The organism is Plantactinospora siamensis, from assembly GCF_042434095.1.
Classification (GTDB): Bacteria; Actinomycetota; Actinomycetes; order Mycobacteriales; family Micromonosporaceae; genus KBS50.
This window is the reverse complement of record NZ_JBHLUE010000002.1, coordinates 306033-326704: the sequence shown is the minus strand read 5'-3', so window position 1 is coordinate 326704 and position 20672 is coordinate 306033. Positions and strand designations below refer to the sequence as shown.

The following is a 20672-nucleotide window of genomic DNA, read 5'->3' as shown; positions in this document are numbered from 1 at the left end:
TCGGCCGCGGTCAGGACCGGCCGCGGTCAGGACCGGTCGCCCTCGCCGAGCAGCCAGCCGTTCTCCTCGGCCACCCGGACCGCGCCGGCCCGGGTCCGCGCGCCGGTCTTGCCGATGGCCGCCGAGAGGTGGTTGCGGACCGTGCCCTCGGACAGGTGCAGCTTGCGCGCCAGGTCGGCAGCCGTGCCACCGTCCCGGGCCGCCCGCAGCACCTCGGTCTCCCGCTCGGTGAGCGGGCTGCGGCCGGTGGCCAGGGTCTCGGCCGCCAGCGTCGGATCCACCACCCGCAGTCCTTCGTGGACCCGCCGGACGGCGTCGGCCAGCTGCCGGGCCGGGGTGTCCTTGACCACGAAGCCGCTCGCCCCGGCCTCCATGGCCCGCCGCAGGTAGCCGGGCCGGCCGAAGGTGGTCACCACCAGCACCCGGCAGCTCGGAACGGCCTCGCGCAGCGCCGCGGTGGCCGCGATGCCGTCCATGCCGGGCATCTCGACGTCCAGCAGGGCCACGTCGGGCCGGGCCCGCAACGCGGCGTCGCGTACCTCGTCCCCGCGGCCGACCTCGGCCACCACGTCCAGGTCCGGTTCCAGCGACAGCAGCGCGGCCAGCGCGCCCCGGACCAGCGCCTGGTCGTCGGCCAGCAGCAGCCGGATGGGTCCGGTCACGACTCACCGGCCGGTGTGCTTATCCGCAGCACGAACCCGCCGCGCGGGCCGGTCCGGCCGATGCCGAGCTGACCGCCCAGCTTGTCGGCCCGTTCCCGCAGCCCGCGCAGGCCGTGCCCACCCACCCCGGCCGGCTCGGCGGTGCCGTCCGGGGTGACCGGCCCGCGGCCGTCGTCGCGCACCTCGACCAGTTCCGGCTCCACCCGGATCGCGCAGTGCCGGGCGCCGCTGTGCCGCACCACGTTGGTCACCCCCTCCCGGACCGCCCAGCCGAAGAGCTCGTTCCGCTCCGGCGGCAGGTCCGGGATCGTACCGGGAAGTTCGACCGCGATGCCCGCCGCGGACAGCGCCGACCGCGCGCTGGCCAGCTCCTCGGCCAGGGACACCTCCCGGTACGCCCCGACGGTGCGCCGCACGTCCGCCAACGCCTCCCGGGCCAGCCGCTCAAGGTCGCCCACCTCACCGGCGGCGCGGGCCGGGTCGATCTCCAGCAGCCGGCCGGCCAGCTCGGCCTTCACGGTGATGACCGTGAGCGAGTGGCCGAGGATGTCGTGCAGGTCCCGGGCGGCCCGGGCGCGCTCCTCGGCCACCGCGAGCCGGCGGATCTCCGAGTGCGCGGCGAGCAGTTCGGCGTTGCGGTCGACCATCCGGGTGATCCCGAAGATCGCCAGCGCGGCCATCACCACCGCGAACGAGACGACCTGCTGTGACCGCCACGCGGGCAGCCAGAGCGGCACCACCAGGGGCAGCGTGGCCATCGCCACGCCCACCGCGACGGCCGGCCGCATCGGCAGCAGGAACATGGCGGCGGCGGCCAGATAGACCACGGTGCCCATCGCCTGCGGGCCGGCGCCGGGGACCACCAGCAGGGCCAGCAGGACCAGCGACCCGAGCAGCGTCCAGGCCCGGCGTGGCCGCATCGTCCGCAGCTCGCGCCGGTAGCCCCGGCCGGTGATGAAGGCGTAGACGTACAGCGCGGCGAACGCCACGAGCGAGGTCATGGACAGCACCCGCACCGGCAGCCGCGGGTGGTCCCAGATGGCGGTGGCGGGGCTGGCGAGGAACCACAGCCAGACGCCGGCGAACAGCATGCCGAGCCACCGCTTGGGATGTTGGAATCCCTCCTGCGGCGGCTCGGCCTGCTTGGTCACGGTGCTCACCTTGACATCCTCTCTGCCCTAAGGGCGGAGATTCCCTCCACGCTGCGTGTGGGACACGCGGCGTGCGGGTGGGTTACCGCTTCGCTGCGCGGTGCCGGAACACGTTCCGGTCTTACCTGCGCTCCACGGTCGTTTCGACTCTCCGCCTGTCCAGCGGCGAGCACGTTGATGGCGGCGTTGACGTCCCGATCGTGGGCTGCTCCGCAGAGGCAGTCCCACGCCCGGATATTGAGCGCCATCTTCTGGCTGATGCGGCCACACTGCGAGCACATACGGGTGGATGGGAAGAACCGGTCCACCCGGGCGAAGACGCGCCCGTACCGGGCGGCCTTGTACTGCAGCATGGCGGTGAAACTGGCCCATCCCGCGTCGTGCACAGACTTGGCGAGCCTCGTGCGGCCGAGACCGACGACGCACAGGTCCTCGACGTACACCGCTTGGTTGTCACGGATGATCGCCGTGGACAGCTTGTGCTGCCAGTCCCGCCGAGTGTCGGCCACCCGCGCATGCGCGCGAGCGACCTTGACGACGGCCTTCTTGCGGTTCGCCGACCCCTTCTGCTTGCGGGAGAGGGCCTGTTGCAGCCGCTTGAGCTTGCGGGCCGCGCGGCGCAGGAACTTTGGGGCGGCGACCTTCGTGCCGTCGGAGAGCACCGCGAAGTGCGTCAGCCCCAGGTCGATCCCGACCTCCGGCTCCACTTCGGGCAACGGCTCGTCCGTCGTGGCGACCACGAACGAGGCGAAGTACCGTCCGGCCGCGTCCCGGATGATCGCCACGCTGGACGGGTCGGATGGCAGGACCCGCGACCAGCGGACTTCCACATCGCCGATCTTCGGCAGTCGCAGCCGGCCGTTGTTCAGCACGCGGAACCGGGAGTTCTTGGTGAACCGGATCGCCTGCCGGTTGTCTTTGCGGGACCGGAACCTCGGCGGGCCCACCTTGCGGCCCCTGCGCGTGCCCGAGATCGAGGCGAAGAAGTTGCGGTACGCGGTGTTGAGGTCCGCGAGGGCTTGCTGCAACACCACCGCCGACACCTCACCGAGCCAGGCCCGCTCGGGCGTCAGCTTCGCCTCGCTGATCAGACGGCGCGACAACTCTGCGTCGGAGATGTATTTCTCGCCCGCCTCCCGCGCCGCCTGGCGGAGGCGCAGTCCGTCGTTGAACACCACCCGCGCACACCCGAACGCCCTGGCCAGCGCGATCTGCTGGCCGGGCGTCGGGTACACGCGGAAGTGGTAACGCAGCTGCACGAAGAACACCGTATATGTCGCTTCATGGTTGAACTTGCCGGCATCCGGACCGATAGACACCGTGTTTCCGCGATGCATGTCCACCTGGGTTTTCGTGACAAAGTTTTGGCACAAGGTGTTCACTGACCGGCACCTCACCCGGATGAAGGCGATCATGCGGGACGTGTGCGCCGACTTCGAAGCCGAGTGGATCGAGTTCAACGGCGACAACAACCACGTGCACCTACTGGTCACCTTCCCACCCAAAGTCGCCGTGACCCGGCTGGTCAACTCCCGCAAAGGTGTCTCCTCCCGACGCCGTACTTCGCCGGCTCCGTCGACGGCGCACCACTGAACGTCGTGAAGCAGTACATCGAACAGCAGAACCATCCCCGTTAAGCCACTGCCCGGGCCTAACAGCCCACCCAGCGCGGGCCCTCACCCCCGCCCTAAAGGCCGGAGCACTGGGCCCGCATTCAGGTAGCGTCCGGGGTTAGACCCGGGCGGTGTCCCGGCGGAACAACCGGGCCGCGCCGAACCCGAACACCGCGGTCCAGGCCAGCACGTTGGCCACGGCCGTGGCGGTGAAGCCGCTGCCGGTCAGCGGGCTGCGGGCGATCGACCCGACCCCGTACACCGGGGTGAACTTGGCGATCGTCTGGATGACGTGCGGCAGCACCTCCAGCGGGACGAACAGTCCGCCGAACATGGCCAGGATGGCCAGGATCGGGCCGACGAACTGGGTGACGTTCTCGGCCGGGAAGAGGTAGCCGACGAACAGCCCGAAGGCGGCGAAGACCAGCGAGCCGATCCAGGCGGCCAGCCCGGCCTCGATCCAGATGTGCGGCGCCATCCGGACTCCGCTGACGGCGCCGACGACGAACTCCACCAGCACCGCCACCAGGCTCAGGGACATCGCCGTCAAAACCTTGGTGGCCACGTACGCGGCGGGGCGCAGCGGGGTGAGCCGCAGCTGGCGGCTCCAGCCGAGGGCCCGCTCGACGGCCACCATGCCGCCGCCGCTGGTGGTGGCCACCAGGGCGCCGTACACGGCCAGGCTGATCATGATGTACGCGGTGACCGGCGAGCCGTTCGCGAACTGCTGGCCGCGTTGCGGCAGTCCCCACAGCAGGAAGAACACGGCCGGCATGATCAGGATGAAGATCATCGTACGGCGGTTGCGCAGCACCCGGCGGATCTCCAGGAACAGCAGGTTGAGGCTGAACCCGCCCATCGGCGGCACCCGGCGCTCCCGGGTGGCGACGCGGGCGGCGGTGGACGTGGTGGCGGCGGTGGTGCTCATCGGGCGCTCCCGGTCTCGGCGTTGGCGGTGCTGGCGTTGTCGTCGGAGGTGAGGGCGATGAACGCGTCCTCGAGGTTGCGGGAGGTGATCTCCAGGTCCCGCGCGTCGGTGGCGGTGAGCAGGTGCCGGGCCACCGCGTCCGAGTCCCGGGTGGCCAGCAGCACGGTGTCGCCGCGTACCTCGACCGAGTCGACGCCCGGCAGGCCCGCGAGCCGCACCTGGTCCGCGCCGGGCAGCGTGGCCCGGACGGTACGCCCGGCGGCCAGCGCCTTGACCTCGGCCGTGGTGCCGTCGGCGACGATCCGACCGCGGCTGATCAGCACGATCCGGTCGGCGTACTGGTCGGCCTCCTCCAGATAGTGCGTGGCGAACAGGATCGTCCGGCCGCCCTGGGCGTCGTGGCGGATCGCGTTCCAGAACTCGCGCCGCCCCTCGACGTCCATCCCCGTGGTCGGCTCGTCCAGCACCATCAGATCGGGATCCGGCAGTAACGCCATGGCGAACCGCAGCCGCTGCTGCTGACCACCCGAGCACTTGCCCACCAGCCGGTTGGCGATGTCGGCGATGCCGGCCCGGGCCAGCACCTCGGCGACCGGCCGGGCATAACCGAACAGGCCGGCCGTCATCTTCACCGTCTCGGCCACCGTGAGGTCCTTGAGCAGGCCGCCGGTCTGCATGACGGCGGCCACCCGGCCGTACGCGACGGCGTCGGCCGGGCGCTGCCCGAACAGGCTCACCGTGCCGCTGGTGGGGCGGGCCAGGCCGAGCAGCATGTCGATGGTGGTGGTCTTGCCCGCGCCGTTCGGACCCAGGAAGGCCACCACCTCGCCCGGCTGGATCCGCAGGCTGATCCCGTCTACCGCGCGGACCGGGCCGAACGTCTTGGTGAGGCCGTCGATGGCGACGGCCGGCGTCGGGGTGCCGGTGGGACCGGCGACCGGTGATAGCTGCGTGCTCGTTGTCATGCCATAACTGTCGTCCGGAACGCCCCCCGAACCCGGGGCCGACCATCACGACCGACCCATGACTTTTTCACCCTCCCCCCATGACACTCGTCATGCCCCCGCCTCCCGCGCCGATCATGAAGGGGGCTGGCGGCTGGGCCTAGGATCGAGGGGTGGCTGCCGTACCTCCGGATCTGGACGTGACTTCCGAGCCCGCCGCGACGCCGTCCAGATCGGATGCGGCGCGCGGGCGGCGGTGGTGGCTGCCCGTCGCGGTGATCGCGGCGCTCGCCCTGCTCGGCGGCCTCGCGGCCACGGTCCTGCCCCACCGCGGCAAAGACGCGCCACAGTGGTCGGGGCCGCAGCCCGGGGCGGGCGGCGGATCGGCGGCGCCGAGCATGCCCGTGCCGACCACCGAGGCGTCCATTCCGGCCGCGGCGGCGCCGGCCTTCCTCCCCGTGATCGACTACGGACCGGCCCCGAAGGGGTTCCCTGCCGATCCCGACCCCCAGTCGACCACCCGGCTCGGCGAGGGGCTGCACCCGACCGCCCGGGTGGCCGCGTATGACGCCCCCGGCGGCAAGCCGCGCGCCTTCCTCGCCCCGACCATCTCCGGCGTCCAGCTCACCATGCCGATCGTGCAGCGGCGGGCCGGCTGGGCGGCAGTGCTGCTGCCGTCGGTCAACCGCACGATTGCCTGGGTGCCGCCCGGCGGCTGGGACACGGTGACCCTGCGCGACCTGGTCGTGGTGGAACGGCGGTCGCACAAGCTCACCTGGCTGCGCGACGACCAAGCGGTGAACACCTGGCGGGTGACGCTCGGCGAGGCCGCCACACCGACCCCGCTGGGCCGCACCTTCGTCCTGGGCCGGTCCCGGCTGGCCGGGAAGGTGTACGCGGACACCGACGTGTTCGCGCTGGGCGCCATCCCGGACTTCCCCGGGAAGGTGCCGGCCGGGCTGCGCGGCGCGCACACCGGCATCCACACCTGGTACACCGACGCCACCCTCGGGCAGAACGTGAGCAACGGCTGCATCCGGCTCACCCGTAGTGGCCAGCGGCAACTGCTGGCCGAGCTGATCTCCGGCACCGAGGTCGTGGTGGTCGACCGCTGACCCGAGCCGCGACGCGACGCGGAGGCCGCGGCCCGACGCGGGAGCCGAGCCGTGGCGCGGCTGAATTGCGGGCGCCCGCCGGTGGGGCGATCATTCCTGGCATGACGGTCGCCGCCACAGTTGTCTTCGTCCGCCCGCCCGGCGCCGCGCGGGACCGGGATCAGGCGTACCAGGTGCTCATCGACGCCGCCGACCGGGGCACCGTCCGGGCCGGCGACGAGCTGCGCCTGGTGGTCGCGCCGGGCGGGCACCGGGCGCGGGTCCGGCTGGGTCGGGCGGGCAGCCGCGAGCTGAAGTTCGAGGTCGGGGCGGGCAGGGAGGTACGGCTGCGCGTCGAACCGAACGGTGGCCCGCTCGCCGCGCTCTGGCGACTCGTCGCCAAGGACCGTTACCTGCGGCTCACCCGGGAGGGTTGACGGGCATGAGCAATGCCGACGTGGTGCGCGCCGCCTTCGAGGCGTACCGGCAGGAAGATCGCGCGGCGGCCGAGCCGTTGTACGGCCCGGAGCTGCGGTTCACCAGCCCGCAGGACGACCACATCGACCGGGCCGCGTTCTTCGAGCGCTGCTTCCCGACGGCGAGCCGGTTCCGGACCTGGCGGCTGCTGCACGTCGCCGAGGCGGACGACCGGGACGTGTACGCCACGTACGAATATGAGCTGCCGGACGGCGACACACACCGCAACACCGAGCTGATCACCGTCGAGGACGGCCGGATCGTCGAGGTCCAGGTCTTCTTCGGCGGCCGGTACGACGGCGCGAGCTGACGCCGTCGGACAATTCTCCGCCGCGCTGTCCTGCTGGCAACCCTGCCGGTCGACGCACTGGTAGAACAGGCAACGCGCCTGCCTGCCTACGAAGGAGACCGACCGATGGAATTCATGCTGCTGCTCAAGGGCGACTCGACCCCGGACACCCCGCCGCCGGCCGAGCTGATCGAGGCGATGAACCAGTTCAGCGCCGAGTTGGCCGCGGCGGGTGTGCTGCTGGACGCCAAGGGCCTGTTCTCCAGCGCGCTCGGCGCCCGGGTCGTCTACTCCAACGGCCAGCGCACGGTGGTGGACGGCCCCTTCGCCGAGGCCAAGGAGCTGGTGGCCGGCTACTACCTGATCGACGTGAAGTCTCGGCAGGAGGCCATCGAGTGGGCCTCGCGCTGCCCGGTCGACAAGGCCGTCTCCGGCGACCAGGAGGCCGTCGTCGAGGTGCGCCAGTCCGCCTCGTCCGTCGAGGAGCCGTACCCGCAGCTGGCCGACCGCGACTGACCCCGACCAGGCGTTAACAGGGGGCCCTTGCTATACGAAAAGCGATAACAAGGGGCCCTTCCTTTCCCCTGCTCCGGTGGGTGCTGGAATGGGTGGGTGACGGGAGCCGGGAGCAGGCGCGCGACGGACGCCGTCGAGGCGGTCTGGCGGATCGAGTCGGCTCGGCTGATCGCCGGGCTGGCCCGGCTGGTCAACGACGTCGGCCTGGCCGAGGAGCTGGCCCAGGACGCGCTGGTGGCCGCGCTCGAACAGTGGCCCGGGGAGGGCGTCCCGCGCAATCCGGGCGCCTGGCTGATGTCCGTGGCCAAGCGCCGGGCCGTGGACAGCATCCGGCGCCAGCAGCGGTACGTCCGCAAGCTCACCGAGGTCGGCCAGGAGCTCGCCACCGCGCCGAACACCGGGGTGGCGGCCCTGGACGCGGCCGCCGAGGAGCGCATCGAGGACGACCTGCTGCGGCTGATGTTCGTCTCCTGCCACCCGGTGCTGTCCACCGAGGCGCGGGTGGCGCTCACCCTGCGGCTGATCGGCGGGCTGACCAGCGACGAGATCGCCCGGGCATTCCTACTGCCCGAGCCGACCGTGGCCAAGCGGCTGGTGCGGGCCAAGCGGTCGCTGAGCGACGCCGGGGTGCCGTTCGAGGTGCCGCAGGGCGCCGAGCGGCTGGCCCGGCTGTCGTCGATCCTCGAGGTCATCTACCTGATCTACAACGAGGGCTACTCGGCCACCGCGGGCGACGACTGGATGCGCCCCGAGCTGTGCGCCGAGGCGCTGCGGCTGGGTCGGATCCTGGCCACCCTCACACCCAAGGAGCCCGAGGTGCACGGGCTGGTGTCGCTGATGGAGATCCAGACGTCGCGCGCGGCCGCCCGGACGGGCCCGGACGGCAGCCCGATCCGGCTGCTGGAGCAGGACCGCCACCGCTGGGACCGGCTGCACATCCGGCGCGGGCTGGCCGCGCTGGACCGGGCCGCCGAGCTGACCGACCGCGCCGGCGAGGTGCCCGGCCCGTACACGCTGCAGGCCGGCATCGCGGCCTGCCACGCCCGGGCCCCCACGGCCGAGCAGACCGACTGGGTCCGGATGGCCGCGCTCTACGAGTTGCTGGCCCGGGTTGCGCCGTCGCCGGTGGTCGAGCTGAATCGGGCCGTCGCGCTGGGCATGGCGTACGGGCCGGCGGCCGGGCTGGAGCTGGTGGACCAGTTGACCGACGATCCGGCGCTGCGGTCGTACCATCTGCTGCCCAGCGTGCGCGGCGACCTGCTGGCCAGGCTGGGCCGCGCCGCCGAGGCGCGGGCCGAGTTCGAGCGCGCGGCCGGGCTGACCCGCAACGCCCGCGAGCGCACCCTGCTGCTCACCCGCGCCGCCGAGCTGTAAGGAAGTAAGGAAGGGCCCCTTCTTATCGTTTTCGGTATAGCAGGGGCCCCCTCTTAACGCCCGACTGCCGTCGAGCGGTAAGGGCCGCTACCACGGGTCGCCGGTGGCGCCGGCGGCCAGGTGCCGCTCGTAGCCGTCCACCTTGGCGTCGACCAGCTTGAGGCAGTCGTGCAGCCGTTCCAGCTGCTCGGTGATGCGCTCCCGGTGCTCGCGCAGCAGGTCGAGCCGTTCGACCTCGTTGCCGTCGCCCGCCCGGACCAGCTCGGCGAGCCGGCCGAGGGTGGCCAGCGGCATCCCGGTGGCCCGGAACTTGACGCAGTTGCCGAGCCATTCGACCGCCGCCGCGTCGTACACCCGCCGGCCGCCGGCGTCCCGGCGCACCGGGTCGGCCAGCAGGCCCGCGCGCTCGTACAGCCGCAGGGTGTGCACGCTGAGGCCGAGTCGCCGCCCCACCTCGCCGATACTCAACAGGCCATCCGCCATGGACCGACGCTAGCCCTTGACCTAGACCGCGGTATAGCACCTAGCGTCGCCGGCCATGACCAACGACAGCGACGACGCCACGAACACCGACGCCACGAACACCGACGACGCGAACACCGACGAAGCCCGAATCGGCGCGGCGAGAACGGCCGCCGATGTGCTCGCCGGCATCGACCTGACCGGCCGGACGGCCGTGGTGACCGGCGGCTACTCCGGCATCGGGCTGGCCACCGCACGGGCGCTCGCGGGTGCCGGCGCGCGGTTGATCGTCCCGGCCCGCCGGCCCGAGACCGCCTCCGCCGCCCTGGCCGGCGTCGCCGGCGTCGAGGTCGAGCGGCTCGACCTGGCCGACCTCACCTCGGTCCGGGCGTTCGCCGAGCGGATCCAGCGCCGCCACCCGGCGCTGGACATCCTCGTCGCCGCGGCCGGCGTCATGGCCTGCCCGGAGACCCGGGTGGGCCAGGGCTGGGAGGCGCAGTTCGCCGTCAACCACCTGGGCCACTACGCGCTCACGAACCTGCTGTGGCCGGCGCTCACCGTCGGGGAAGGGGCGGCCCGGGTGGTCGCCGTCTCCTCCGGGCGGAACCCGGACTGGCGGATCAGCTGGGACGACGTGCAGTTCGCGCGCGGGTACGACAAGTGGGCGGCGTACGCGCAGTCGAAGCTGGCGAACATCCTGTTCGCCCGCCACCTCGACGGGCTCGGCCGCCGGCACGGGCTGCACGCCTTCTCGGTCGACCCGGGCTGGGTCCGCACGCCGCTGCAACGCCATCTCACCGACGCGGAGATGATGGCGGCCGGCTGGATCGACGCCGCCGGACGGTCGACCCCCGGCCTGTTCAGCACCGCCGAGCAGGGCGCGGCCACCCTGGCCTGGGCCGCAACGTCGCCGGAGCTGGCCGGTCACGGCGGCGACTACTGCGCCGACTGCCGCATCGTCGAGCCGGATCCGGCGGCGGAGAGAGCCGACCGGGAAGACGCGCGCCGGCTCTGGGCGCTGTCGGCGGCACTGACCGGCCTCGACATTCCGACCACGGACTGAACCACCGCCGCCGCCCGACCAGAACCACCCGACCATCGCCGCCTGAGACGATAGATCGACCATTACCGTTGAACGACCCGCACTGACCGCTTGACGATCCCCGGGACCGACCGCGGGCCGTCCCATTGATCAGCCTCATTGGCGCGCGTAGCGTCGCAACCCGTGTCATTCGATGGCCGGCCAGCCGTTCGCCCCGACGCGCTGGCAGACCGCCCCTACCGCGACGAGGATCTGCCCCGGCTCCAGGACGCCGTGGCCGGCTGGATCGCCGAGGCGGGCCGCTGCGGGTACGACCACATCGGCGAGCTGCCGCACCGGATCTACCAGAACCTGCACGGCCAAGGCCCGGTAAGCGACCTGGTCCGGATCTGGGAGGACGACGGGCAGGTCGGCGGGCTCGCCGTCTGCCTGCGGTTCGGCGTGGCGTTCGACGTACTCGTGTCGCCGGCGCTGCGGGGCACGGACGCCGAACGGTCGATGCTGGCCACGGCGGCGGCCGTGACGGCCGGTCGGGCGTCCGGACCGCACGTGTTCACCGACGCCTGGGACTGCGAGACCGGCCGGATCGGGCTGCTCACCGAGGCGGGCTTCGAGCACTTCCGCACCTGGGACCACATCCGGGAGCGCGGCCTGGCCACCGCGCCGGCCGACCCGGCGCCGCCGGCCGGCTTCCGGATCCGGCCGGCCCGGCTGTCCGACGCCGACGGGCTCGCGGCCGCCCGCAACGCGTCGTTTCACGAGGACTGGACCGGGGACGGTTTCCGGTCCGCGGTGATGACCAAGCCGGGGTACGCGCCGGAGCAGGAGATCGTCGCGGAGGCGCCGGACGGTCGGGTGGCCGCGTACGCGGTCTACTGGCTCGATCACCGCAACGCGGCCGGGCACTTCGAGCCGGTGGGCACGGCGAAGGACTTCCGCCGTCGCGGGTTGGCCCGGGCGGTGATGCTGGCGGCCATGCACCGGATGCGAGCGGCCGGCATGCGCGCGGTGAGCGTCAACCACGACGCCGCGAACGTGCCGGCCCGCCGGCTGTACGAGTCGCTGGGCTTCACCCGGGTCGCCGAGACGTACGGCTTCCGCCGCCCCCGCTGACCCAGCCCGGCTTACGGACTCACAGGTCCCGCCGGGCGAGGAAGCGCAGGTATTCCACCCGGTCGAAGGGGTTGCCGTCGGTGCGCGGCCGGGTCGGCGGCACGCCGACCACGGGCCGGTCGCCGTCAGGGACCGACGACCATAAGCCCTCCCCGCTGGACAGGTCCGGCAGCCGGCGCTGCGCCTCCGGCTCCAGCCGCGCCGGCAGCGAGCCGGACAGCAGCCAGCCCGCCGGCACCTGCGTGGTCCCGTCGAGCCGCGCCTCCAGCCCGGCCAGGTACGACGTGACCGCGCCAAGCCGGTCGGCCGGGATCTCCGCCTCGAACCGCCGGCACGGCTCGAACACCCGGGTCCGGGCCTGGGCCAGCGCCAGCATGAGCACGTGCGGGGTGACGTCCCGGAAGTGCCCGGCCGTGCTGATCGGCGACCAGTACCCGCTGTGCGTGAGCGTCACCGTGACGTCGGTGACCGGCCAGCCGTGGCAGCCCTGCTCCAGCGCCGCCCGCACGGTGTCCTCGATGGCCTTGTGGAACGACAACGGCAGCGAGCCCAGCTCCACCGCGAGCCGGTAGTCCACCCCGGACCCGGGCTCGACCCGCAGCCCCACCGTGCCGAAGAAGCCGTGCCCGATGATCTCCACGGCCGAGCCGACCCCGACCGGCCGTTCCACATGCAGCAGCGTGGCCGGCGCGAACTCCACCTCGATCCCGTACGCCTCGGCCAGCGTGGCGGCCAGCACCTCGCGCTGCACCTCGCCGTAGAGCAGCACGCTGCTGCCGCCGTCGGCCGCCACCCGGGTGCGGATGAACGGGTCGGCGTCGGCGAGGTCCAGCAGCGCCGCGTGCAGGGCCGTCACCTGAGCCGAGTCGCGCGGCCGGACGACCGACTCCAGGGTCGGCGCCGGGAAGTGCGTCTGCCCGTCCAGCCCGGGCGGCCCAGGCGGCCCGTGCAGCGGGCCCGCGCCGTCCAGTCCGGCGGCGGTGCCCAGCTGGTCGCCGAGGCGTACCCGGGAAAGGCCCGACACCCGGGCGATCAGCCCGGCGGTCAGCACCCGCGACGCGGCGCCCGGCCCGACCACCTCGACCCGGGTGGGCCGGGCCCGCGCGGCGGTGACGCCGCCGTCCGCCCCCCGGTGGTACGCCGGCACCCGTGCCCGTTCCCGCAGCTCACCGCCGTAGGACCGCAGGTAGGCGACCCGCTCACCGCCCTCCCGGGACACGGCGAAGACCCGGGCCCGCAGCCCGTCCTCGGCGGGCGGCGCGGGCGGCAGCAGGTCCGCGACCGCGTCCAGCAGCTCCGGTACGCCGGCCCCGGACAGCGCCGAGCCGAACAGCAGCGGATGCGCCAGCCCGGCGGCGGTCTGCGCGCGCAGCGCCTTGCGGACCCGGTCCGGGTCGATGGGCAGCTCGTCCACCAGCGCCGCCAGCAGCTCGTCGTCCTGCTCGGCCAGCGCCTCCACGAGCGTGCCGAAGGCAGGCGTCCCGACAGCGGGTATCACCGCGCCGAGCTCCGCGCCGACAGCGGGTGTCACGGCAGCAGGCGCCGCGCCAACGGCGCGGGTCGCGGCAGCAGGCACCGCGCCGAGCGGCGTGCCCTCAGCGGGCCCCGCGACGCCGGGCGTCGCGACGGCGATCGGCGTGCCGACGGCGGCCGTACCGCCGGTAGGCGCCACGACGAGGGCGCCGGACGGCTCGTACGGCTGGAAAACGGCCGCGGCCGTGCCGGGCGCGCGGACCGTGCCCAACGGGACGGCCGCCGGGGTGAGCAGCCGGCGCACGTCCGCGACCAGCCCGTCGGTGCGGGCGCCCATCCGGTCGATCTTGTTGACAAAGATGAGCGTGGGCAGCCGCAACGCCCGGAGGATCCGCATCAGCCGGCGACTGTGCGGCTGCACGCCCTCGACGGCCGACAGCACCAGGATGGCGCCGTCGAGCACCCCGAGCGCGCGTTCGACCTCGGCCACGAAGTCGCTGTGCCCCGGCGTGTCGATCAGGTTGACCTGGCGGTCCCCGAGCCGGAACGCGGCCACCGCGCTGCGGATGGTGATGCCCCGGCGGCGCTCGATGTCGCCGGTGTCGGTGATCGTGGTGCCGGCGTCGACGCTGCCGAGCCGGTCGATGACGCCGGTGTCGTAGAGCAGGCGTTCGGTGAGGCTGGTCTTACCTGCGTCGACATGGGCGAGAATGCCGATGTTGACGGTCTGCATGGGCGGTCGGGTCCTCGAAAACTCGCATCCGGATGGGCGGGAAGTTTTCGAGTCCTCGCATCGCCGTGCTCCCTCTGTGGTCGGCCTGGTCGGGGTCAGGCTGGCACGGCGGCCGCCGGCGCGTCCACCGAAATAGCGCGGGCTTGATTCAATCGGCATTGGTCAATAGATTGAGGGTGGGCGCCGCCGGCGGCCGGCTGGTCCGGGCCGTCGGCGGCTGACAGCTCCATCCCGAGCCGGGCTCTCTTCCGGTACGCGCCGACGCGTGCCGACCGACCCTGTGGCGCGGCCGTGCTCGCCGCGCCTGTCCGGCTCGACACCCAAAGGACCCCGTACATGAGGATCTTCCCTGCCCGTCCGCCCCGCGCCCTGGTGACCCGCCCGCGCCCTGCGCTGCCAGCAAGGCTGCGCCCGGCCATGGCCGCATGGCGGCGACCGACTCCGGCCGGCCGGCTGCGCTCGGCGCTGGCGGCCGGCGCGGCCGTGACCGCCGCCGTGGCCGTCACCGGCACGGCCCTGCTCACCGGCCCGGCCTCGGCCGCGGTCGGGTGCCGGGTCGACTACACGCCCAACACCTGGCCCGGCGGCTTCACCGCCAACATCAAGGTCTCGCCCGGCGACAGCGCCGTCAGCTCCTGGACGGTCACCTGGACCTACGGCGGCGACGAGCGGGTCACCAACGGCTGGAACGCCACGGTCAGCCAGTCCGGCAAGGTGGTGACCGCTCGCAACGTCTCCTACAACGGCAGCATCCCGGCCGGCGGCTCGACCGAGTTCGGGGTGCAGGGCACGTACGGTTCGGGTGGCGGCGCGCCGACCGGGTTCACCCTGAACGGGGTGGCCTGCAACGGCGTCGGGCCGACCGGCGTACCCACCACCTCGGTGCCGACCTCGGCCCCGCCGACTGTCTCTCCCACGACGGCGCCCCCGACCAGCGCGCCGCCCACTGTTCCTCCCACGACCGCGCCGCCGACGACCACGCCGCCCACCACCACGCCGCCGACGACCACGCCGCCGACCAGCGCGCCCCCGACCAGCGCGCCGCCGCCGGCCGGGTGTGCGGGAGCGGCGCTGTGCGACGGCTTCGAGGGACAGACCGGCTCGACGCCGTCCGGCGACTGGACCGTGGTCAACCCGGACTGCTCCGGCGCCGGAACGGCCACCATCGACGCGAGCACCGCGCACAGCGGCAGCCGGTCGGTCAAGGTGACCGGCGCGGCCGGCTACTGCAACCACGTGTTCGTGAAGTCCACCCGCAACCTGTCCGGCGTGGGCAGTGTCCGGTACGGCCGGCTCTGGGTGCGGCACACCACCGCCCAGCCCACCGATCACACCACGATGCTGGCCATGAACGACGCGGCCGACGGCAACCGGGACCTGCGGATGGGCGGCCAGAACGGCGCCATGCAGTGGAACCGCTCGTCCGACGACGCCACCCTCCCCGAGCAGAGCCCGGCGGGGGTGGCGCAGAGCGTGCCGCTGCCCACCAACCGGTGGGCCTGCGTCGAGTTCATGGTGGACGGCTCGACCGGGCAGCTGCGTACCTGGCTGGACGGCAACCCCATCGCCGGCCTCACCGCGGACGGCACGCCGACGCACGACATCGACGGCCAGTGGTACAACCGCACCTGGCGGCCGCAGCTCACCGACCTGAAGTTCGGCTGGGAGAGCTACGGCAACGGCGCCGACACCCTCTGGTACGACGACGTGGCCCTCGGCACCACCCGAATCGGCTGCTGACCCTCACCTCGCGCGCCTAATTACGGAAGATCTTGGACGGAGACCGTTGGCCTAACGGGTTCCGTCCAAGATCTATTCGTCGCGGTAAACCTATCCGCAGACGCGACCCGGCGACCCGCATCCTGGCGCTTAACCCCTGCGTTAAGCTTGGCGTGGAGGGTTGGCAGATTTGTTGGTGGAGGAGGTTGCCGAGTGGTTCATCGAACTTTCCCAGGACGACCCGGCCTCAGCGGACCTTGTTGAAGACGCGATCGACCGTCTACAGGCGGCGGGACCAGCACTCGGCCGGTCTCGCTATCACAACATGAAGGAGCTGCGACCAGGCTCGACGGGAAGCAGCGAACTTCGGATCATCTTCGCCTTCGATCCCATACGCCGGGCAATCCTGCTGGTTGCTGGCAACAAGGCGAACGACTGGCGGCGCTGGTATGACAAGGCGATAACCGTGGCCGATGACAGGTACGACGCGCACCTGGCGGAACTGGATACGAGGGGCTACGAATGAACACCGTCTCCTGGGGGGAAGCGAAGCGTCGCGCGGCCGAGGCCCGGCGAGCGGCCGGACAACCCACACGGACCGACGCGGACCGTGCCGCGGGCCAACGTCGGATCGACGACGAGATCCGGGCATACCGGCTCGCCGAGATCCGTCGCAATCGGTCGCTGACCCAGCGGGACGTGGCCGAGGTGATGGGCGTCTCCGGGCCGCGAGTGTCGGACGTGGAACGCGGACGCCTGGACGTCGTCTCGGTATCGGTGCTGCGGTCGTACGTCGAAGCTCTGGGCGGCCGGCTGCGGATCACGGCTGAGTTCGACGACTCGACCTATCACGTCGCCTGATACCGCTGCCAGCGACCGGCTGTCACAGGAAGTCCACAGGAACCGCCGTCCCGTGACGGCCGGGTGACGGTACTTTGCACAGACTCCCAGCCAAGGCGAGCGGTCCCCGGACGGCTCGATCCCACCGTCGTGCGCCGGCCGGCAGGGGGCTTTTTCATGATCAGGACGATGTCCCGGTTCCGGGTGCTGCCGGGGCTGGAGTCGGCCCTGGAGTCGCTGTGGCACACAACCGCCGGCCAGCTCGCCGGCTTGCCCGGCAGCACCCGGCGGGAACTGCTGCGGGACGCCACCGAGCCGCAGTGGTTCGTCATCGTCACGGAATGGGCCGACGAGGCCGCGCTGCTCGGCTATGAGGCCGGTCCGGTCGCCGCCGGGCTGACCGCCGCGCTGCGCCCGCTGTGCGAGACGAGCGACCCACCCCGCCACCGCATGATGCGCGAGGCGGCGGGCCCGGGACGCGGGAGCGCCGGCGGACCCGGGAACGCCGGCGGCGATCCGCGAATGTTCGTGGACGTCGAGGTGACCGTGCCGGCGGCCCGGCTCGCCGAATTCGAGACCGGGTACGCCGTGGTGCTCGGGCGGGTGGCCGGGGTGCCCGGCTACCTGCGCGAGGAACTGCTGCACGAGCCCGGCACGGACACGTACCACATCTTCGCCGAGTGGCGCACCGCTGCCGACTTCTTCGAGTGGATCGGCGACCCGGAGCACGCGCAGCGGGAGGCCGGGCCGATCGCGCCGTTCCTGCTCGAGTTCCGGCGGCGCATCTTCCACCCGGCCGCCCACCCGGCCGGCGAACACCGCACACCCGGCACGGACAAGGAGATCGACGTGGAGTCAATGACGGACGTACTCATCGTCGGCGCGGGTCCCACCGGGCTGACCGCCGCGGTCGAGCTGGCCCGGCGCGGCATCGCCTGCCAGGTGATCGACCGGCTGGTCGCCCCGGTCGGCCAGGCAGACAAGGCGATCGGGGTGCACTGCCGCACCATGGAGATCTGGGAGGAGCAGGGCATCGTGCGGCCGGCCATGGACGCCGGGCTCTGGCTGACCGGCAACCTCGTCTTCGTCAACGGCGCCCAGGTCGGCCGGGTGGACTGGGACCTGCCGGAACTGCCGTACGCGCATCTCGGGCTGCCGCAGTACGAGACCGAGCGCCTACTCACGGACCGGCTGGCCACCCTCGGCGTACGGGTGCGGCGCGGCGCCGAGCTGACCGGGTTCGACCAGGACGGGGCCGGGGTGACAGCCACCGTCGTGACCGCCGCCGGCATCGAGCGGGTACGGGCGAAATATCTCATCGGCTGCGACGGCGCGCACAGTCGCGTACGCGAGCAGCTGGGCCTCACCTTCTCCGGCGGCCTCGGCCGGTTCCCGCAGCTGTTCATGCTCTGCGACGTCGACGTCGACTGGGACATGCCGGACGGCCACCTGCTGCGGTTCATGCACGAGACCGACGGCCAGATGGACGGCATGCTGGTCTGCGTGCCGCTGCGCGGCGAGTCGCGGTACCGGATCGCCACGCTGGCGCCGCCGCGGTTCTTCGCCCAGACCGGCGGCGCGGAGGCGCCGCCCGGGTTCAGCGCCGAACTCGGCTCGCCGACCCTGGAGGATCTGCAAACCGCCATCGACCGGTTGGCGCCGGCCGGCACGAAGGCGTCGAACCTGCGCTGGTCGTCGGTGTTCCGGATCAGCCACGGCATCGTCGACCGGTACCGCGACGGCCGGGTCTTCGTGGCCGGCGACGCCGCGCACCTGCACCCGCCGGCCGGCGGGCAGGGCATGAACACCGGCATCCAGGACGCCTGGAACCTGGCCTGGAAGATCGCCCTGGCGGTACGCGGGATCGCCGCGCCCGGCCTGCTGGACAGCTACGAGACCGAGCGCCGGCCGGAGGGCGAGGAAATCGTCGGGCGCGCCGTGCGGATGGCGTTCACCGACGAGCTGGACCGGGCTGACCTCAAGCGACAGTTCCTGCAGGAGATGTCCCTGCTGCTCAGCTATGCGAACAGCCCGCTGGTGGGCGAGTGCGTGGCCGACCCGGACGCGCTGCGCGCCGGTCCCCGGCCCGGGGACCGGGCGCCCGACGTGTGGGGCCTGCATCGGCACGGGGTGGGCCACCCGCTGCGGCTGCGGGATCTCACCGCCGGCACCCGGCACACGCTGCTGGCGTACGCGGACGACTCGGTGGGCGAGGCGGAGCTGGCGGCCATCGCGGAGCTGTACGCCGACGTGCGCCGGCAGACCGCCGGCGAGGTCGACGGCTATCTGCTGCTCGACCCGGACGCCCCCACGCCGCGGGCGGCCACGCCGCCCCAGGTCCGCGACACCGAGGGCGGGTTCCGGTCCGCGTACGGGGTGCGCGGCGCGGCCCTTTATCTGGTACGCCCCGACGGGCACATCGGGTTCCGCAGCCAACCGGTCGACGCCGCCGAGCTGCGCAAGCACCTGCACCTGGTCTTCGGCGGTGTCGGGTGAACGCGCGGTCCACGGCCGCGGCCGAGGCGGCGCAACCGGGCAACGCGGCGCAGCCGGGCAACGCGGCGCAGCCGTCGGGCGCGGTGCGGACGGTGTTGGCCATGCGGACCCGGGCGGGGTGCGAGCAGCGGTTCGAGGCCGAGTGGCGGTCGGCGGCCGAGGAGATCCGCACGTTGGACGGCTGCCTGCGCCAGGACCTGGTGCGGGACGCCGACGACCCGCGTAGCTATCTGATCATCAGCGACTGGGCGGACCGGGAACGGCTGGACGCCTTCGGCCGCAGCGAGCACCGGGACCGGCTGCTGCGGGTCATCCGGGAGCTGCGCGAGTCAGCGCAGCGGCACACGTACCAGGTTCTGCACAGCGTCGGCGGCGAACGCGAGGAGTCACGATGACCGCAACGGACGTACCCGGGCCGGATGCCGGACCGGCGACGGAGGCCGCGCCGCCCGCGCCAACCCAGGCCGGGCCCACGCCGGCGCAAGCCGCGCCAATGCCGGCGCAGGCGGGGCCCGGTGAGACGGAGGCCGTGCCGGCCGCGGAGCTCTACACCGACGGGTTCGCGGCTGATCCCTACCCGACGTTCGCCCGGCTCCGGGACGAGCGTCCGGTGTGCCCGGTCCGGTCGCCGCGCTTCGACTCCTACCTGATCAGCCGGTACGAGGACGCGAAGCTGGCGCTCACCGACCCCCGGCTGTCCAAGGACCTGTACGGGCCGGAGCGGCACTACCTGCGGATCTTCGGCCCGAACTCGGCGGGCCTGAACAAGAACATGCTCAACGCGGACCCGCCCGAGCACACCCGGCTGCGCCGGATCGTCTCCCAGGCGTTCGCGCCGCGCCGCATCGAGGCGCTGCGGCCGCGCATCGCGCGGGCCGTGGACGACCTGCTCGACAAGATCGTGCCGCGGGGCGAGGCGGACCTGATGGCCGACTTCGCCATCCCGCTGCCGATGACGGTGATCTGCGACCTGCTCGGCATCCCGCCGGCCGACCGGGACGGGGTGCTGGACTGGACGCAGGTCATCCGGACCTCCGGCTCGTCCCGCCGCAGCCCCGAGGAGGAACGCGCCGCCGTCCAGGAGGTCCAGCTGCGGCTGCACCACTACCTCGCCGAGCTGGTGCAGGCCAAGCGGGAGCAGCCGGCCGACGACCTGATCAGCGCGCTCATCGAGGCCTGCGACCAGTCCGGGCGGCTGTCCGAACGGGAGCTGGTGACCACCACGTTCCTGCTGCTGTTCGCCGGCCACCAGACCACCGCCGACTTCCTCGGCAACGCCGTGGTGGCCCTGCTGACCCATCCCGAGCAGATCGACCGGCTGCGCGCCGACCCCGCGCTGCTGCCGGGCGCGATCGAGGAGCTGCTCCGGTTCGACGGCCCGCTGCCGGTGGCCAGCCCGCGGATCGCCGCCGAGGACATCGAATACCAGGGGGTACGGATCCCGCGCGGTTCCGTGGTGGGCGTGGTGCTGAACGCGGCCAATCACGACCCCGGGTACTTCGCCGAGCCGGACCGGCTGGACATCTGCCGGGAACGCGGCCCGCACCTGGGTTTCGGCCACGGCATCCACTACTGCCTCGGTGTCTCGCTGGCCCGGCTGGAGGCGCTGCTCGGCCTCGGTGCGCTGCTGCGCCGGCTGCCCGGGCTGCGGCTCGCGGTGCCGGCCGCGGAGCTGCGCCGGCTGCCCCCCGCGTCACCGTTCCGGGGCCTGCTGGAACTTCCCATCCGGTTCTGACCCTGAACAAA

20 protein-coding genes and 1 pseudogene are annotated in these 20672 nt (G+C 72.8%); 14 read left to right on the top strand and 7 right to left on the bottom strand.

The genetic code is table 11. The features are described from left to right. Positions 1-26: 26 nt before the first annotated feature. From ACFFHU_RS03060 to ACFFHU_RS03050, 3 genes are read right to left on the bottom strand one after another with little or no spacing between them, the layout of a single operon-like run. Positions 27-662: a response regulator gene (locus ACFFHU_RS03060; RefSeq protein ID WP_377335404.1), complete on the bottom strand. Its 636-nt coding sequence runs from the start codon at positions 660-662 to the stop codon at positions 27-29. After that, positions 659-1822, bottom strand: coding sequence for a sensor histidine kinase (locus ACFFHU_RS03055; protein WP_377335402.1), 1164 nt, complete (start codon positions 1820-1822; stop codon positions 659-661). The genes ACFFHU_RS03060 and ACFFHU_RS03055 overlap by 4 nt, the downstream gene beginning before the upstream one ends. After that, a complete protein-coding gene (locus tag ACFFHU_RS03050) occupies positions 1819-3150 on the bottom strand; it encodes an RNA-guided endonuclease InsQ/TnpB family protein (protein WP_377336038.1) in 1332 nt (443 codons plus the stop codon). The genes ACFFHU_RS03055 and ACFFHU_RS03050 overlap by 4 nt, the downstream gene beginning before the upstream one ends. Here ACFFHU_RS03050 and tnpA point away from each other — a divergent pair. Then, positions 3097-3450: pseudogene (gene tnpA / locus ACFFHU_RS03045) on the top strand (IS200/IS605 family transposase). The gene ACFFHU_RS03050 and the pseudogene tnpA sit on opposite strands and share 54 nt — an antisense overlap. Positions 3451-3544: 94 nt before the next feature. Here tnpA and ACFFHU_RS03040 read toward each other — a convergent pair. Together ACFFHU_RS03040 and ACFFHU_RS03035 are read right to left on the bottom strand one after the other, a co-directional pair. Next, complete coding sequence (locus ACFFHU_RS03040) at positions 3545-4354, bottom strand: ABC transporter permease (protein WP_377335400.1); 810 nt, start codon at positions 4352-4354, stop codon at positions 3545-3547. After that, complete coding sequence (locus ACFFHU_RS03035; protein WP_377335398.1) at positions 4351-5319, bottom strand: ABC transporter ATP-binding protein; 969 nt, start codon at positions 5317-5319, stop codon at positions 4351-4353. The genes ACFFHU_RS03040 and ACFFHU_RS03035 overlap by 4 nt, the downstream gene beginning before the upstream one ends. A gap of 152 nt (positions 5320-5471) precedes the next feature. Between ACFFHU_RS03035 and ACFFHU_RS03030 the strand changes: the two genes are divergently transcribed. From ACFFHU_RS03030 to ACFFHU_RS03010, 5 genes are all read left to right on the top strand, one after another. After that, complete coding sequence (locus tag ACFFHU_RS03030) at positions 5472-6413, top strand: L,D-transpeptidase (RefSeq protein ID WP_377335396.1); 942 nt, start codon at positions 5472-5474, stop codon at positions 6411-6413. A gap of 101 nt (positions 6414-6514) precedes the next feature. Further along, entirely contained in the window at positions 6515-6829 is a 315-nt protein-coding gene (locus ACFFHU_RS03025; protein WP_377335394.1) for a hypothetical protein, read from the top strand. 5 nt (positions 6830-6834) lie between these two features. Then, a complete protein-coding gene (locus tag ACFFHU_RS03020) occupies positions 6835-7179 on the top strand; it encodes a nuclear transport factor 2 family protein (RefSeq protein ID WP_377335392.1) in 345 nt (114 codons plus the stop codon). A gap of 105 nt (positions 7180-7284) precedes the next feature. After that, a complete protein-coding gene (locus ACFFHU_RS03015) occupies positions 7285-7674 on the top strand; it encodes a YciI family protein (RefSeq protein ID WP_377335390.1) in 390 nt (129 codons plus the stop codon). A gap of 96 nt (positions 7675-7770) precedes the next feature. Beyond that, complete coding sequence (locus tag ACFFHU_RS03010; RefSeq protein WP_377335388.1) at positions 7771-9048, top strand: RNA polymerase sigma factor; 1278 nt, start codon at positions 7771-7773, stop codon at positions 9046-9048. Between the two features lie 87 nt (positions 9049-9135). Here the strand turns inward: ACFFHU_RS03010 and ACFFHU_RS03005 are convergent, their stop codons facing one another. After that, complete coding sequence (locus ACFFHU_RS03005; protein WP_377335386.1) at positions 9136-9531, bottom strand: MerR family transcriptional regulator; 396 nt, start codon at positions 9529-9531, stop codon at positions 9136-9138. A gap of 55 nt (positions 9532-9586) precedes the next feature. Here ACFFHU_RS03005 and ACFFHU_RS03000 point away from each other — a divergent pair, with 55 nt between their 5' ends. Further along, positions 9587-10573 (top strand): SDR family NAD(P)-dependent oxidoreductase, encoded by a 987-nt coding sequence (locus ACFFHU_RS03000; protein WP_377335384.1) that lies wholly within the window; start codon positions 9587-9589, stop codon positions 10571-10573. A gap of 162 nt (positions 10574-10735) precedes the next feature. Next, the gene (locus tag ACFFHU_RS02995) at positions 10736-11665 is read left to right on the top strand and encodes a GNAT family N-acetyltransferase (RefSeq protein WP_377335382.1); all 930 of its coding nucleotides are present in this window, start codon (positions 10736-10738) and stop codon (positions 11663-11665) included. A gap of 19 nt (positions 11666-11684) precedes the next feature. Here the strand turns inward: ACFFHU_RS02995 and ACFFHU_RS02990 are convergent, their stop codons facing one another. After that, complete coding sequence (locus ACFFHU_RS02990) at positions 11685-13871, bottom strand: GTP-binding protein (RefSeq protein ID WP_377335380.1); 2187 nt, start codon at positions 13869-13871, stop codon at positions 11685-11687. Between the two features lie 336 nt (positions 13872-14207). Here ACFFHU_RS02990 and ACFFHU_RS02985 point away from each other — a divergent pair, with 336 nt between their 5' ends. From ACFFHU_RS02985 to ACFFHU_RS02960, 6 genes are all read left to right on the top strand, one after another. Beyond that, positions 14208-15611 carry a cellulose-binding domain-containing protein gene (locus tag ACFFHU_RS02985; protein WP_377335378.1) on the top strand — a complete coding sequence of 468 codons (1404 nt, stop codon included), beginning with the start codon at positions 14208-14210 and terminating at the stop codon, positions 15609-15611. Positions 15612-15783: 172 nt separating this feature from the next. Further along, positions 15784-16116 carry a type II toxin-antitoxin system RelE/ParE family toxin gene (locus ACFFHU_RS02980; protein WP_377336036.1) on the top strand — a complete coding sequence of 111 codons (333 nt, stop codon included), beginning with the start codon at positions 15784-15786 and terminating at the stop codon, positions 16114-16116. Next, on the top strand, positions 16113-16451 hold the full coding sequence (locus tag ACFFHU_RS02975) for an XRE family transcriptional regulator (protein ID WP_377335376.1): 339 nt from the start codon (positions 16113-16115) through the stop codon (positions 16449-16451). Before ACFFHU_RS02980 ends, ACFFHU_RS02975 begins: the two co-directional genes overlap by 4 nt. 156 nt (positions 16452-16607) lie before the next feature. After that, complete coding sequence (locus ACFFHU_RS02970; RefSeq protein WP_377335374.1) at positions 16608-18926, top strand: FAD-dependent monooxygenase; 2319 nt, start codon at positions 16608-16610, stop codon at positions 18924-18926. Next, on the top strand, positions 18923-19321 hold the full coding sequence (locus ACFFHU_RS02965) for a putative quinol monooxygenase (protein WP_377335372.1): 399 nt from the start codon (positions 18923-18925) through the stop codon (positions 19319-19321). The genes ACFFHU_RS02970 and ACFFHU_RS02965 overlap by 4 nt, the downstream gene beginning before the upstream one ends. Continuing rightward, entirely contained in the window at positions 19318-20661 is a 1344-nt protein-coding gene (locus ACFFHU_RS02960) for a cytochrome P450 family protein (RefSeq protein ID WP_377335370.1), read from the top strand. The genes ACFFHU_RS02965 and ACFFHU_RS02960 overlap by 4 nt, the downstream gene beginning before the upstream one ends. Positions 20662-20672: the final 11 nt, after the last annotated feature.

Excerpts from the sequence above, each read along its gene's own strand:
- ACFFHU_RS03050 (WP_377336038.1), bottom strand. The coding sequence starts at position 3,150 with ATGCATCGCGGAAACACGGTGTCTATCGGTCCGGATGCCGGCAAGTTC.
- ACFFHU_RS03040 (WP_377335400.1), bottom strand. The coding sequence starts at position 4,354 with ATGAGCACCACCGCCGCCACCACGTCCACCGCCGCCCGCGTCGCCACC.
- ACFFHU_RS03035 (WP_377335398.1), bottom strand. The coding sequence starts at position 5,319 with ATGACAACGAGCACGCAGCTATCACCGGTCGCCGGTCCCACCGGCACC.
- ACFFHU_RS03025 (WP_377335394.1), top strand. The coding sequence starts at position 6,515 with ATGACGGTCGCCGCCACAGTTGTCTTCGTCCGCCCGCCCGGCGCCGCG.
- ACFFHU_RS03020 (WP_377335392.1), top strand. The coding sequence starts at position 6,835 with ATGAGCAATGCCGACGTGGTGCGCGCCGCCTTCGAGGCGTACCGGCAG.
- ACFFHU_RS03015 (WP_377335390.1), top strand. The coding sequence starts at position 7,285 with ATGGAATTCATGCTGCTGCTCAAGGGCGACTCGACCCCGGACACCCCG.
- ACFFHU_RS03005 (WP_377335386.1), bottom strand. The coding sequence starts at position 9,531 with ATGGCGGATGGCCTGTTGAGTATCGGCGAGGTGGGGCGGCGACTCGGC.
- ACFFHU_RS03000 (WP_377335384.1), top strand. The coding sequence starts at position 9,587 with ATGACCAACGACAGCGACGACGCCACGAACACCGACGCCACGAACACC.
- ACFFHU_RS02990 (WP_377335380.1), bottom strand. The coding sequence starts at position 13,871 with ATGCAGACCGTCAACATCGGCATTCTCGCCCATGTCGACGCAGGTAAG.
- ACFFHU_RS02985 (WP_377335378.1), top strand. The coding sequence starts at position 14,208 with ATGAGGATCTTCCCTGCCCGTCCGCCCCGCGCCCTGGTGACCCGCCCG.
- ACFFHU_RS02975 (WP_377335376.1), top strand. The coding sequence starts at position 16,113 with ATGAACACCGTCTCCTGGGGGGAAGCGAAGCGTCGCGCGGCCGAGGCC.
- ACFFHU_RS02970 (WP_377335374.1), top strand. The coding sequence starts at position 16,608 with ATGATCAGGACGATGTCCCGGTTCCGGGTGCTGCCGGGGCTGGAGTCG.
- ACFFHU_RS02960 (WP_377335370.1), top strand. The coding sequence starts at position 19,318 with ATGACCGCAACGGACGTACCCGGGCCGGATGCCGGACCGGCGACGGAG.